This is a genomic window from Burkholderia dolosa (assembly GCF_902499135.1).
Taxonomy (GTDB): Bacteria; Pseudomonadota; Gammaproteobacteria; order Burkholderiales; family Burkholderiaceae; genus Burkholderia; species Burkholderia dolosa.
Map to the genome: position 1 here is coordinate 22,128 of NZ_CABVPR010000062.1, position 14,176 is coordinate 36,303.

Here is a 14,176-nt window from a genome sequence, read left to right on the forward strand (position 1 = left end):
TCGTGTCAAGGTCAAGGGGACGTCGCCGGCGCCGCGGCCGCGACCTCGGACGGCGCCGCGCCGTCCGCCGCGCGCACGTCCCAGCCGCCGCCGAGCGCCTTCGCGAGAAACACGACGAGCGCCGCGCGCTGGCCCTGGATCTGTACGGCCTGGCGCTCGCTCGTCAGCAGTTGCTGCTGCGCGGTCAGCACGTCGATGAACGGCGTGAGGCCGCCCGCGTAGCGATCCTGCGCGAGCGACACGAGCCGGCGCGCGTCGTCGACCGCCGCCGATGCCTGCTGCGCGGCGGCGCCGAGCACCGACAGGCCAGTCACCGCATTTTGCACCTCCTCGAATGCGGTGAGCACGGTCTGACGGTAATGCGCCTGTGCGGCGACGTAGCCGGCCTGCGCGAAATCGACGCCGGCTTTCAGCTTGCCGCCTTCGAACAGCGGCTGGCCGACCGACGCGCCGATCGACCACAGCAGCGCGGGCACGGTGAACAGCCCGGCGAAGCGCGTCGCGTCCCAGCCGATGTCCGGCGACAGCGCGATGCGCGGAAAATACGCGGCGCGTGCGACGCCGATCTGCGCATTCGCTGCCGCCATCGCGCGCTCGGCCGACGCGACGTCGGGCCGCCGCTGCAGCAGATCGCTCGGCAGCCCGGTCGGCAGCGCGGGCGCGCGAATCGGCACGACGCGCGGCGGCAGCGAGAAGGAGGGCGCCGGCGTGCCGACGAGCGTCGCGAGCGCGGTCTCCACCTGCGCGCGCTGCCGAAGCAGCAGCTGCGCCTGCGTGCGCGTCGCGTCGAGCTGCGCGCGCTGCTGCAGCAGGTCGAGACCCGACACCGCGCCGAGGTCGTGGCGCGCGCTCACGTAGTCGAGCGCCTTCTGCTGCAGATCGATCGAGCGCCGGACGACGTCGATCTCGGCATCGAGCGCACGCAGCGCGAAATAGCTCGACGCGAGATCGGCGCTCAGCACGACGCGCGCGTTCGCGAAGTCGTCGCGCGCCTGTTCGGCGCTCGCCTGCGCGGCCTCGACGCTGCGTCGCACACGGCCGAACAGGTCGGCTTCGTAGCTGACGCTCGCGCCGATCTGCACGTCGTTCTGCACGGTCGACATGCTCTTCGTCGCGTAGCTGGTCTGCGGCCGGTCGCCGGAGATCTTGAAGCGCTGACCGCTCGCGGTCAGCGCGACGGCCGGATACTGCGCGGCGCCAGCGGACGCGAGCGTCGCTTTCGCCTGGTCGTAGCGCGCGGCGACTTCCTTCAGGCTCTGGTTGCTGCGCAGCGCGTCGGCTTCGAGTGCGTCGAGCTGCGGATCGCCGAACGCGGTCCACCACGCCGGATCGAGCGGCGCGCGCGCCGGCGCGGCAGGGTGCCAGTACGCGTCGGCCGGGTCGAGCCGCCACGCCGCCGGCGTGTCGACGTCCGCGCGCCGGTAGTCGGGGCCGACCGTGCAGCCGCCGACGGCGGCGGCCGCGACGATCGCGGCAACCGCGGCGGGCCGCGCGCGTGCGCGCATCGCGCTCACGACTTCGCTCCGGCGGTGCCGGACGCCGGCCGCGCGGTCGGCGTCGATACGACGACCGCGTCGCCGTTCGCGAGCGCGTCGCTCGGGTTCGCGACGAGCCGGTCGTTCGACGTGATCGGTCCGTCGACTTCGAGCGTCTGCCCGATCGTGCGCACCACGGTCACCGGCTTCAGATGCACGACGCCGTTCGCGTCGACGGTCGCGACCGTCGGGCCTTCCGCGCGGAACAGCAGCGTGTTCGCCGGAATCTGCAGCCGGCCCGCGGGCGTCATCGGCAGCGTCGCCTGCACGTACGCGCCCGGCAGCAGCCGGCCGTCCGGGTTCGGCAGCGTGATTTCGGTCTGCAGCGAACGCGTCGCGACGTCGATCGCCTCCGCCGTGCGCGTGATCGTGCCGTCGAAGGTCCGTCCCGGCAGCTCGGCCTGCGCGACGCTCACGTGCCGGCCGACCTTCACCTGCTGCGCGTACGCCTGCGGCACCTGCACGTACAGGCGCAGCCGGTCGGCCTGCACGACCGTGAACAGCGCGCGGCCCGCATTGCCGGCGCTGACGAGGTCGCCGACGTCGACGTTGCGCTGCGTGATGATGCCGTCGATCGGCGCGACGATGCGCTGGAAGCCCTTCAGCTCGGTGAGCCGGCGCACGTTCGCGTCGGCGGCCGCGAGATTCGCGCTGCCCTGGCTGAACGCGCCTTGCCGGTCGTCGAGTTCCTGCTGCGACACGGCATCGCGCTGCCGCAGCTGCTGCGCGCGGTCGAACGACGTCTTCGCGAGCGCGAGCGCCGCCTGCGCCTGCCGGCGCTGCGCGGCGGCCTGCGCGAGTTCCTGGTCGAGTTCCGGCGTGTCGAGTTCGGCCAGCAATTGCCCCTGCTTCACGTGCGCGCCGATGTCGGCGTGCCAGCGCAGCACGTAGCCGCTCGCACGCGCGTAGATCGGCGCCTCGACGAAGCCGCGGAGCGTGCCCGGCAGCGTCAGCTTGCCGCCCGCGGCGGCGTCGGTCGGATGCACGACGTTCACGTACTGGCGCACGTTCTGCTCGGCGATCGTATCGAGCCGGCCGCGGTTCAGCACGTCGACGACGATCGTGCGCGCCGCGCCGGCGGCCAGTAGCACGCCGACCGCGATCAGCACGATTCGCGCGCGCCGCGACACCGACGTGCGCGTCGGCAGATGCATCCCGTGCTCGTCCACCTGGATGCCGACGGAACTGTGATGTTTCTCTTCCATGAATGGGACCGGTCAGTATGCGAAGTAAGGGCGGCGGCCAACGCGCGCGTTCACGATTGCGCGGCGCGATGCGCGCGCCGGCGGGCGAGCCGCGCATGCACGCCGCCGAACACGAGCGGCACGAACAGCAGCGTCGACACGGTCGCGAACAGCAGCCCGCCGATCACCGCGCGGCCGAGCGGCGCGTTCTGCTCGGCGCCTTCGCCGAGTCCGAGCGCCATCGGCACCATCCCGATGATCATCGCGAGCGCCGTCATCAGCACGGGCCGGATACGCGTCGCGCCGGCTTCCAGCGCGGCGGTCAGCGGCGGCGCGCCGGCCGCGAGCCGCTGCCGCGCGAACGACACGACGAGAATGCTGTTCGCGGTCGCGACGCCGACCGTCATCACCGCACCCGTCAGCGCGGGCACGCTCAGGTGCGTACCGGTGATGAACAGCATCCACGCGATGCCGGCGAGCGCGGCCGGCATCGCGCTAACGATGATCAGCGGATCGAGCCACGACTGGAAATTGACGACGATCAGCAGATAGACGAGCACGATCGCCATCGCGACGCCCGCGCCGAGCCCGACGTACGACGTGCGCATCGTATCGATCTGCCCGCGCATCGACAGCTCGGTGCCGCGCGGCAGCGTCGCGCGCGCGTCGGACACGATGCGGTCGATTTCGGCTGCGACCGAGCCGAGATCGCGGCCGTCGACGCTCACGTACAGATCGATCGCCGGCCGGATGTTGTAGTGCGTGATCACGGCCGGATTCGCGGCGGTGCGCACCTGCACGAGGTTGCCGAGCAGCTGCAGCGGCATGCCGGTGCGGCCGTTCGCGGAGACCGGCGTGCCGAGCAGGTCGCCGACCGACGCGATGTCGTACTGCGGGGTCTGGATCTGCAGCGGGTACTGGACGCCGGTGCGCGGGTTGATCCAGAACGACGGCGTCGTCTGCGAACTGCCGGACAGCGAGATCAGCATGTTCTGCGCGACGTTCTGCGCGGAAAGATTGAGCTGCTGCATGCGCGTACGGTCCATGTCGGCCAGCAGGGTCGGCTCGTCGTTACGCTGCAGCACGTGCACGTCGACCGCGCCGGGGATTTGCCTGACCTTTTTCATCAGGCTGCTTGCGATGGCCATGTTACTCGCGAGATCGTTGCCGAGCACCTGCACGTCGATCGCGGCCGGCTGCCCGAAGTTCAGGATCTGCGTGACGATGTCCGACGGCTGAAAGAAGAACTCGACGCCCGGAAAGCGCCGCGGCAGCAGCGCGCGCAGCGTCTGCACGTAATGCGCGGTCGCACGGTGGCCGGGTTTCAGCGCGATCATCAGTTCGCCGTCGAGCGTGCCGATCGTGCCCGCGTTGCTGTACGACAGGTTGATGCCGCTCACCGGCAGCCCGAGGTTGTCGACGATCGCACCGAGCTCGTCGGGCGGCACGACTTCGCGGATCACGCGCTCGACCTGATCCGCGAGGCGCGCGGTTTCCTCGATCCGGTAGCCGGTCGGCGCGCGCAGGTGCAGCCGGATGTTGCCGGAATCGGCGTTCGGGAAGAAGTCGCGGCCGAGCACGAACACGAGGCCGGTGGACAGCACGCAGAAGCCGAGAAAGCACGTCGCGTAGAAGCGGCGGCGCACTAGCAGGATGCTGAGCAGCACGACGTACCACGCGCGCAGCCGCTCGAACGCGGCATTGAACGCGTGATGAACGCGCGCGAAGCGCGACGTCGAACGCGCGGGGCCGCTGCCTGCCTGCTGCGGACGGAACAGCAGCATCGCGAGCGTCGGCACGAGCGTGCGCGACAGCACGTACGACGCGAGCATCGCGAACACGACCGCTTCCGCGAGCGGCACGAACAGGAAGCGCGCGACGCCGGTCAGAAAGAACATCGGCACGAACACGATGCAGATGCACAGCGTCGACACGAACGCGGGCACCGCGATCTCGCCCGCGCCTTCGAGGATCGCGTCGTGCAGGTTCGTGCCCAGATGCAGGTGGCGCTCGATGTTCTCGATCGTGACGGTCGCGTCGTCGACGAGAATCCCGACCGCGAGCGCGAGCCCGCCGAGCGTCATGATGTTGATGGTTTCGCCGAGCGCGGCGAGCGCGATCAGCGACGTGAAGATCGACAGCGGAATCGAGATCGCGATGATCAGCGTGCTGCGCCAGTTGCCGAGGAACAGCAGGATCATCATTGCGGTCAGCACGGCGGCGATCAGCGCTTCGTGAATCACGCCCTGCACGGCCGCGTCGACGAACACCGACTGGTCGAACAGCGGCGTGATCGTGAGCCCTTCGGGCAGCGTCGGGATCACCTTCGGCAGCAGCGCCTTCAGGTCCGACACGACCTTCAGCGTCGACGCGTCGCCGGTCTTCAGGATCGACACGAGCACGCCGCGCTGGCCGTTCTGCCGCACGACGTTGGTCTGCGGCGCGAAGCCGTCGCGCACCGATGCGACCTCGCGCAGATACGTCGTCGCGCCGTTGACGGTCTGCACCGGCAGATTGTCGATGTCGGCGATCGTGTCGGCCGATGCGTTGGTGTCGATCCGGTATTCGGTCTGGCCCATCTTCGCGGTGCCGGTCGGCAGCACGAGGTTCTGCGCATTGACCGCGTTCACGATGTCGGCCGGCGTGAGCCCCTTCGCGAGCAGCGCCTGCGGATCGAGATCGACCGCGACCACGCGCGTGCGGCCGCCGTACGGAAACGGCACCTGCGCGCCCGGAATCGTGATCAGCTGCGGGCGCAGGAAGTTCAGCGCGATGTCCGCGAGCGACTGTTCGCCGAGCGTCCGGCTCGACAGCCCGAGCTGGATCACCGGGATGCTCGACGCGGAATACGTGATCACGAGCGGCGGCGTCGCGCCTTGCGGCATCTGCCGGACGATCGCCTGCGCGGACGACACCGTCTGCGCGATCGCCGTCTGCACGTTCGCGCCCGGCTGCAGGAACACTTTCACGACCGCGATGCCGGGCAGCGACGTCGACTCGATGTGCTGGATGTTGTTGACGGTCGTCGTCAGCACCCGCTCGTGGACGGACGTGATCCGGTTCGTCATGTCCGTCGCGGACAAGCCGTTGTAATTCCAGATCACGCTGATCACCGGAATGTTGATCGACGGCAGCACGTCGACGGGCGTGCGCATCAGCGCGAGCGGCGTGGCCAGCACGATCATGATGGCCATCACGATGAACGTGTACGGGCGCCTGAGCGCGAGATGGACGATCCACATGGAAGGGGCGGTGGGGCGGGCGGCGGTCAGGCGTCGATGAAGGGAACCCGCATGATAGGCGTCGGCATGGCACGCGCTACTGACGCGAAACTGGCGGGATTGTCAGCTTGCCGCGCGCGGCGCGCCGGCCGATTCGGCAGACGAAACGCGCGCATGCGCGGCTTGTGCCGCACCCCGGAGACGGCTGCGGCAGCGGGCATGCATCCGGCATCGGCGACGGTTTCGCGCATCGGGAAAGCTCAGATCTGTTCCATTCCGAACCGCGCGAGCGCGGCGAGATCGACGACGTCGATCTGGTTGTATGCGAGCCGCAGCACGCCGCGCCTCTCGAGTTGCTGCAGCGCCTGGTTGATCCGCTGCCGCGACACGCCGACGAGCATCCCGAGCTCCTCCTGCGAGATCGCGAGCGACGGGCCGGTGTCCGGATACAGGTCCGGGTTGAACAGCTGAGCGAGCGACTGCGCGACGCGCGCGTCGACGTCGAGCAGCCGGCTGTTCTGGATCGACGCGATGAATTCGCCCATCCGGTTGTTCAGCTGGTGGATCACGAAGCGCGTGAACGGCAGGCTGCTGTCGAGCAGCGCGTGGAACGTATCGGCCGGCACGAACAGCACGGTCGAGCGCTGGATCGCGACGACCTCGTACTTGCGCGGCTCGCGCTTGATCACGCTGCCTTCGCCGAACCAGCCGCCCGACGGCACGCCGGAGAACGTGCAGCCGCGCCCGGACGCGTTGAAGATCGCGAGCTTCAGCAGCCCGCGATGCACGCCGATCCAGTATTCGGACGGCGCGAGCCGCCGCGCGATCACGTCGCCGGCTTCGCATTGCTCGGCGTGCGATTGCGCGAGCACGAGCGCGCGATGCTCGGGTGCGAGCGCGCGAAACCACGCGCATGAGTCGAACAGCGCGGACAGGGCCGGCAGCGGCGCGTGCTGCGCGGACGTGTCCGCGCAACGTGCGGCCGCATCGCGCGGCGCGGCGACGGAATCGGACATGGATGCGGGTTTGCGAGGATAGGGATAACGCGCAGCGGTCGCCGCGCAGTCTGTCGTTTCGATGACAGACGGCTCACAATAGCGGCCGTTAGGCTGTCGGCAATTGAACCACACCAGAACGATCCGCGGCGCACGCCCGCGGATCGATCGAACACGGGAGACAGGATCATGACGCAGATGTTCGAGGCTGGGCTCGGCCGCCGCGACGCCAACTACGTGCCGCTCACGCCGATCGACTTCCTGGTGCGCTCGGCCGAGGTCTACGGCGAGCGCGTCGCGATCGTGCACGGCGACGTGCGGCGCACGTGGGCCGACACGTATGCGCGCGCGAAGCGGCTCGCGAGCGCGCTCGCGCAAGCCGGCGTCGCGCGCGGCGACACGGTCGCGGCCGTGCTGCCGAACATTCCGGCGATGATCGAAGCGCACTTCGGCGTGCCGATGGCCGGCGCGGTGCTGAACACGATCAACACGCGGCTCGACATCGCGTCGGTGCTGTTCATGCTGCGTCACGGCGAAGCGAAGGTGCTGATCGTCGATACCGAATATGCGGAGCTCGCGCAGCGCGTCGCGCTCGAATTGCCGGCGCTGAAGATCGTCAGCGTCGCCGACGCGATGCCGGCCGACCTCGCGCGCTTCGCGCGCGCGACCGACTACGAAGCGTTCGTCGCCGGCGGCGATCCCGACTACGCATGGACGCCGCCCGCCGACGAGTGGGACGCGATCGCGCTGAACTACACGTCGGGCACGACCGGCGATCCGAAGGGCGTCGTCTATCACCATCGCGGCGCGTATCTCGCGGCGATCAGCAACCTGCTCGAATGGGACATGCCGAAGCACGCGGTGTATCTGTGGACGCTGCCGATGTTCCACTGCAACGGCTGGTGCTTTCCGTGGGCGGTCGCCGCGCGCGCGGGCGTGAACGTGTGCCTGCGCAAGTTCGACGCGAAGACGGTGTTCGACCTGATCCGCCGCGAACGCGTCACGCACTATTGCGGCGCGCCGATCGTGCAGAGCGCGATCGCGAACGCGCCGGCCGAATTCCGCGCGGGAATCGACCACACGGTGCACGCGATGGTCGCGGGCGCGGCGCCCGCGCCGGCCGTGATCGCGAAGATGAAGGAGATCGGCTTCGACCTGCTGCACGTGTACGGGCTCACCGAGGTCTACGGACCGGCCACCGTATGCGCGAAGCAGTCGCACTGGGACGCGCTGTCGGACGACGAGCGCGCGCGGCTCAATGCACGGCAGGGCGTGCGCTACCACCTCGAAGCGGGCGCGACGGTGCTCGACCCCGACACGATGGCGCCGGTGCCGGCCGACGGCGAGACGCTCGGCGAAATCATGTTCCGCGGCAACATCTGCATGAAGGGCTACCTGAAGAACCCGAAGGCGACCGACGAAGCGTTCCAGGGCGGCTGGTTCCATACCGGCGATCTCGGCGTGCTGACGCCGGACGGCTATATCCGGATCAAGGATCGCCGCAAGGACATCATCATTTCGGGCGGCGAGAACATCTCGAGCATCGAGGTCGAGGACGCGCTGTACCGGCATCCGGCCGTCGCGGTCGCGGCCGTCGTCGCGATGCCCGATCCGAAGTGGGGCGAGGTGCCGTGCGCGTTCGTCGAATTGCGCGAAGGCGCGAGCGCGACGGAGGACGAGATCGTCGCGCACTGCCGGCAGCTGCTCGCCGGCTTCAAGGTGCCGAAGGCCGTGCGCTTCGGCGAGCTGCCGAAGACGTCGACCGGCAAGATCCAGAAATTCCAGTTGCGCAACGCGGTCGGCTCGACCGCGGCGATCGATCTGGCCGGCGACAAGAAGTAGGCGGACGGCCGTTCGTCGCCGCGCGTCGACGCTCACGCGTCGCGCTCGAGGCGGAACACGCTGACCGCTTCGGACAGCTGCGCGGCCTGGTCGCGCAGCGCGACGGCCGCGCGCTCTGCGTCCGCGATCAGCGTCGCGTTCTGCTGCGTCGCCTCGCCGATCTGCGTGACCGCGACGTTCACCTGCTCGATGCCCGTCGATTGCTCGCGCGATGCGGCGCTGATCTCGCCGATCAGCGTGCGGACCTGGTCGACCCGCGCGACGATGTCGCGCATCGTGCCGCGCGCGGCGTCCGCGATCCGGTAGCCCTGTTCGACGGTCGTCGACGATTCGGCGCTCAGCGCGTCGATCTCCTTGACCGCCGCCGCGCTGCGCTGCGCGAGCGCGCGCACCTCGGCCGCGACGACCGCGAAGCCCTTGCCGTGCTCGCCCGCGCGTGCGGCTTCGACTGCCGCGTTCAGCGCGAGGATGTTGGTCTGGAACGCGATGCCTTCGATCGCGCTCGTGATCTCGGCGATCCGGCGCGTCGTGCGGCCGATCTCGTCCATCGTCGCGACCACGCGCTGCACGGCCTCGTCGCCGCTGGTCGCGGCGACCGCTGCGTCGGCGACCAGCGCATTCGCCTGCGCCGCGTGTTCGGCGTTCTGCTGCACGGCCGCCGTGATCTGCTCCATGCTGGCCGCCGTCTGTTCGACGCTGCTCGCCTGCGTCGCGATTCGCGCGGCGATGTCGCCGCTGCCGGCCGCGATCCCGACCGTGCCGCGGGCGATGTCGGCCGAGCCGCTGCGGACCTGCGCGACGATCTGTGCGAGACCGTCGCCGATCCCGTCGACCGCCTGCACGAGCCGGCCGATCTCGTCGTTGCCGGCCGCGGCGCGCGACGCGGCGCCGTCGCGGATTCGCACGCTGAGATCGCCGGCCGCATAGCGCTCGGACGCGCGTGCAGCGGCGTCGAGCGGCCGGCTCACGACGCGGCGCACGACGAGCGCGAACAGCACCGCGAACGCGGCGACCAGCACGGCGGCGATCAGCAGAAAGCGGTTGCGGGTCGCGCGCATGTCGGCGAGCAGTTCGTCGTCGAGCGCGATGCCGCCGACGAGCCATTGCCATTGCGGAATCGTCGTGAACGACACGAACTTGTCGGTCGGCCGCGCGTCGTGCGCGGCCGGATCGGCCGACGTGTACGCGATGCGGCCCTGGCCGGCCGCGAGCATCTGCGTGTACGGCGCGCGCGTATCGTCGGCACGCTGTCCGGCCGCGTCCGGATGGACGACGAACGTGCCGCGCGAGGTGCCGGGCGACGCATCGAGCACGAAGTAGTAGCCGTTGCTGCCGATCTTCAGCGCGCGAATGCCGTCCTGCACGAGCTGCAGCTCCGTGCCGACGTCGATGCCGACGAACAGCGCGCCGATCACGCGGCCCGTCGCATCGGTCACCGGCTTGTACTGCGTGATGTACGGGCGGCCGAACAGCTTCGCGAGGCCCGTGTAGCTGCGCCCGGCGACGAGCGGCGCATACGCGGGGCCGGCGCGGTCGAGCTTCGTACCGACCGCGCGCGTGCCGTCCTGCTTCTTCAGCGACGTCGTGATGCGCACGAAATCGTCGCCGTCGCGCGCGAAGATCGTCGCGATTGCGCCGCTTTTTTGCAGGAACTGGTCCGGAATCGAGTAATCGAGGTCGAGCGCCTGGCCGCCCGCGGACAGGGTCGGCGCGGCGACGCCGCCGATGTCGACGGTCCGGGTCGGATCGAGCGCGAAATCGGCAGGCAGGAAGCTCGCGAACAGCGACATCGCGCGCGTGGCTTCGGCCGACAGCGCCTTGTCGAACAGCTCGACCATCGCGCGGATCGACTGCTCCTTGTCGGCGATCCGCGCGTGCGCCTCTTCGGCGAGCTGCTGGCCCGCGAAATGGGCGAGTGCCCACGCGAAAACGGTGAACAGCAGCGCGACGAGCGCGCACGCCAGCGCGGCAAGGCGGGTGCCGACGCTCGCCCGGCCCAATTGAGTCAATCTCATACGGCATCCTGAGTGGGGAGGGAGAGAGGCGGAACGCACGCGTCACCGCTCGTCGTCACTTAAACGGCAACTTCGACGGATTCTTTAGCGGCGGTTGCGCAGGTGTGCGTGCGCACGGCGCACCGTGCGCGCGAGTCGCGGCCGGACCGACGGCCGATGCGGTCAGTGCGTCACGAGCCACGCGATCGCCAAGTACCGGCCGACCTTCGCGATCGCGACGATCGCGATGAACGTCGGCAGTGGCTCGCGCAGCACGCCGGCGATCATCGTCAGCGGGTCGCCGATCACCGGCGCCCAGCTGAGCAGCAGCGACCAGCGGCCGTAGCGTGCGTACCAGCGTTCGGCGCGCGCGAGCGCGGACGGCTTGACGGGGAACCAGCGGCGCTCGCGGAAACGCTCGATCCCGCGGCCGAGCGCCCAGTTGATCGTCGAGCCGGCGATGTTGCCGACGCTCGCGACGAGCACCAGCGCCCACGCGGGCTCGCGCCCCGCGATCAGCAGGCCGGCGAGTACGGCCTCGGACTGCAGCGGGAACAGGGTCGCAGCGACCATCGACACGGCGAACAGGCCGCCGTAGGTGAGCAATTCGGGCATCGCGCGATTGTACCGGGCGCGTCGCGGCCGGCGCGGGCGGTGAGCCTGAACGGACACGGCCGGTTAGACACGGCTGTTTCGACACGGTCGGTTAGACACGGTCGGTCAGACGCGCTCAGTTCCACCCGACCATGATCGCCCCCATGCCGACGAGCAATCCGCCGGTCACGCGGTTCATCGCACGCATCCGCGCGGGCCGCCGCAACGTGCGGCTGAGCCGGTGCGAGAACAGCGCCATCGACGCGACGCCGCCGGCGAACAGCAGCGCGAACGTCGCCGCGAGCAGCAGGTATTGGCCGTTCAGGCTCAAGCCGGCGTCCGGGCGGATGAATTGCGGAAAGAACGACGGAAAGAACAGCAGCGTCTTCGGATTCAGTCCCGACGTCGCGACGCCGCGCCAGAACAGCGCGCGTGCCGTATCGGCGGGCGGCTGCGCGACGCCGGCCGCCGCCGCGGACGCGTTCGCGGCCGCCCGGTCGAGCCATTGCTTGACGCCGAGCCACACGAGGTACGCGGCGCCGGCCCAGCGGAGTGCGGCGAGCGCGCGCTCGTCGAGATGAACCAGCGAATTCAGGCACAGCGCGGTCAGCGCAAGCTGCAGCAGCACGGCGAGCGTGCCGCCCCACACGCACGGCAATGCGCGGCGCCAGCCGGCGCGCAGCGCGTGATTCATCGTGAGGAGGTTGACGGGACCGGGGGCGTAGACGAGAACGGCGGAAGCCGCGACGAACGACAGGTAAAGCTGGAACGACATGACGGGAAGGGCGCGAAACGGGAGTGGGCGTCGCCCGCGCAGCCGGATCGGCACGCGGGCGGCGGGAATTTCATGCCCGCTGCCGGCACCGCAACTCGTGATTGCGGCCTGCGTCCCGACGCGAAGGGTCGTCGCGGGGAGCGTGCCGGCATCGGGCATGGAGAAAATGTATCAGCCGGCCCGATTAAAAAGCTTCCTGTTTGCCAGTAAAACGCGCCGAATTCCGGAATTCCGTTCAGATAGAATGCCGATTTTCAGTAGAAAATTCTTTCAGCCATGACTATGCGCGAACGCTCGCCGAAAACCCTCGACAACCAGGACCGCAAGATCCTTCGCGCGCTGCAGAAGAACGCGCGGCTGTCGAACGCGGAACTGGCCGAACAGATCGGGATGTCGACGACCGCGTGCTGGAACCGCACGCGGCAACTGGAGGCCGACGGCTATATCGACGGCTATGTCGCGCTCGTCAATCAACGGATGCTCGGCTACGCGGACATCGTGATTCTCGAAGTCACGCTCGACCGCCACGAAGACGACGCGCTCGCGCGCTTCGGCGCGGAGCTCGCGGCATTGCCCGAGGTGCTCGAGGCGTATCTGGTGTCAGGGGAATACGACTACTGGATCAAGGTCGCGGTGGACGGTACGGCCGGCTACGAGCGCTTTCTGCGCGAGAAGCTGTACCGGATTTCGAGCATCCGTCACAGCCGGTCGATGTTCGCGCTGCGCTGCATGAAGGATGTGCCGTCGATTCAGGTGTGAGTGCTGCCGCCCGGCAGACCGTGTTGCCGTGCTCCGCGGTGCGCCCGAACGCGAAGACGGATGAACCGGGCAAGGACGCGCCGGATGCGCGCTGCCGGCCGCGATGCGTTGCGCCGCCGGCCGTATCGCGCCCATGCGGTCGTTTCGCTCAGCGCGGCAGGCGCGCGTGCGCTTCGGCGATGACGGCGCAGTTCTCGAGGTGGAGCGCCCACGCTTCTGCAAGCAGCGAGCCCAAACGTGCGAGCCAGCCAGCGGAGTGGGTGGAACGGTCGGAGACGTTAGTCGTTTGCATGATGAAGCCCCTTGTGGTGGTGGATTAGGGATAACCCTAATGATAGAGGAGCGTCACCGCTTTGTGAAATTCGATTTCGTTATATGAGAATTCTTGACGATTCTTCGTTGCTGCTACGCAACATAAGGACCCGGCGAATCGCCCGGCGCGCATTGCCGATTCCCGTCCTTGTTCGCGCGGTGCTCGCTGTCAGCCTCCGATCCATCCGAACCGCCACGACAGCCGCCGCGTCGCCGCGAGCAGCGCTTTTGCGAGCGGGCTGTCCGGCCCGCGCGGAAAGCCGCGCGACGAACCGATGATCGCGATGACCAGCCGGATGCTGCCCGTGTGATCGAACACGGGCGCCGCGATCGTGCCGATGCCCGGCACCGGCGCGTCGAACGCGAAATCGACGCCGTCCGCGCGAATCGCGGCGAGCCGCGCGCGGAACGCGTCGTCGAGTTCGGTCGGGGCGCCGGCGAGGCGCACCGGCTCGTCGGCAAGCAGATCGGCCAGTACGTCGTCGGACATGCCGGCCGCGAAACTTCGGCCGATCGCCGTATTGACGAGCGACATCACGGTGCCGACCTGCAGGCTCACGTGCTGCGGCCGTGCGGCTTCCTCGAGGCGGATCACCGTCGGGCCGAGCGGGCCGAGCGTCGCGGCCGCGACGCTCATGTCGGTCGCGGCGGCGAGCGCGACGATCTCGGCCTCCGCATCGCGCGTCGGCGACACGCGCTGCATCGCGATCAGACCGAGCGCCTGCGCGAGCGGGCCGCCGTCGAAGCCGCCGGTGTCGTCGCGGGTCAGCAGGCCGATCTTCTGCAGGCTCACCAGATGAGGAAACGCTTTCGCGGCCGGCATGCCGGCGGCCGTCGCGAGATCGCGCAACGGCAGCGCGCGCCCCGCCGATACGAGCGCGAGCAGCAGATCGCCGGTGCTGTCGAGCGCATTGATGCCGCGCTGCGCGCGCGCGTCGTCGGCCAGCGCGGGCGGCATCCGCAGC

At 69.4% G+C, this 14,176-nt stretch carries 11 protein-coding genes; 2 read left to right on the top strand and 9 right to left on the bottom strand.

The window, feature by feature from the left end:
* Positions 1-11: 11 nt before the first annotated feature.
* The 5 genes from BUB20358_RS22575 to BUB20358_RS22595 are packed head-to-tail and all read right to left on the bottom strand — an operon-like array spanning position 12 to position 6,956.
* The gene (locus BUB20358_RS22575; RefSeq protein ID WP_035974053.1) at positions 12-1,505 is read right to left on the bottom strand and encodes an efflux transporter outer membrane subunit; all 1,494 of its coding nucleotides are present in this window, start codon (positions 1,503-1,505) and stop codon (positions 12-14) included.
* A 5-nt stretch (positions 1,506-1,510) separates the two neighbouring features.
* On the bottom strand, positions 1,511-2,740 hold the full coding sequence (locus tag BUB20358_RS22580; RefSeq protein ID WP_006765847.1) for an efflux RND transporter periplasmic adaptor subunit: 1,230 nt from the start codon (positions 2,738-2,740) through the stop codon (positions 1,511-1,513).
* A 50-nt stretch (positions 2,741-2,790) separates the two neighbouring features.
* Complete coding sequence (locus BUB20358_RS22585; protein WP_006765848.1) at positions 2,791-5,961, bottom strand: efflux RND transporter permease subunit; 3,171 nt, start codon at positions 5,959-5,961, stop codon at positions 2,791-2,793.
* A gap of 26 nt (positions 5,962-5,987) precedes the next feature.
* The gene (locus BUB20358_RS22590) at positions 5,988-6,191 is read right to left on the bottom strand and encodes a hypothetical protein (RefSeq protein WP_123806716.1); all 204 of its coding nucleotides are present in this window, start codon (positions 6,189-6,191) and stop codon (positions 5,988-5,990) included.
* A gap of 9 nt (positions 6,192-6,200) precedes the next feature.
* Positions 6,201-6,956, bottom strand: coding sequence for a Crp/Fnr family transcriptional regulator (locus BUB20358_RS22595; protein ID WP_035974055.1), 756 nt, complete (start codon positions 6,954-6,956; stop codon positions 6,201-6,203).
* Positions 6,957-7,124: 168 nt separating this feature from the next.
* Here BUB20358_RS22595 and BUB20358_RS22600 point away from each other — a divergent pair, with 168 nt between their 5' ends.
* Positions 7,125-8,777 (top strand): acyl-CoA synthetase, encoded by a 1,653-nt coding sequence (locus BUB20358_RS22600; protein ID WP_006765850.1) that lies wholly within the window; start codon positions 7,125-7,127, stop codon positions 8,775-8,777.
* A gap of 32 nt (positions 8,778-8,809) precedes the next feature.
* Here BUB20358_RS22600 and BUB20358_RS22605 read toward each other — a convergent pair whose 3' ends face one another.
* From BUB20358_RS22605 to BUB20358_RS22615, 3 genes are all read right to left on the bottom strand, one after another.
* Positions 8,810-10,792, bottom strand: a complete 1,983-nt coding sequence (locus BUB20358_RS22605; protein WP_035974057.1) for a methyl-accepting chemotaxis protein — start codon at positions 10,790-10,792, stop codon at positions 8,810-8,812.
* 162 nt (positions 10,793-10,954) lie between these two features.
* Positions 10,955-11,386: a YqaA family protein gene (locus BUB20358_RS22610; RefSeq protein WP_006765852.1), complete on the bottom strand. Its 432-nt coding sequence runs from the start codon at positions 11,384-11,386 to the stop codon at positions 10,955-10,957.
* Between the two features lie 115 nt (positions 11,387-11,501).
* Entirely contained in the window at positions 11,502-12,140 is a 639-nt protein-coding gene (locus BUB20358_RS22615; RefSeq protein WP_035974059.1) for a LysE family translocator, read from the bottom strand.
* A gap of 276 nt (positions 12,141-12,416) precedes the next feature.
* Between BUB20358_RS22615 and BUB20358_RS22620 the strand changes: the two genes are divergently transcribed.
* A complete protein-coding gene (locus tag BUB20358_RS22620; RefSeq protein WP_006765854.1) occupies positions 12,417-12,899 on the top strand; it encodes an Lrp/AsnC family transcriptional regulator in 483 nt (160 codons plus the stop codon).
* Between the two features lie 481 nt (positions 12,900-13,380).
* On the opposite strand, the gene BUB20358_RS22625 is transcribed toward BUB20358_RS22620, so the two are convergent.
* A partial coding sequence (locus tag BUB20358_RS22625; RefSeq protein ID WP_174905121.1) for an IclR family transcriptional regulator occupies positions 13,381-14,176 on the bottom strand: 796 nt, incomplete at its 5' end.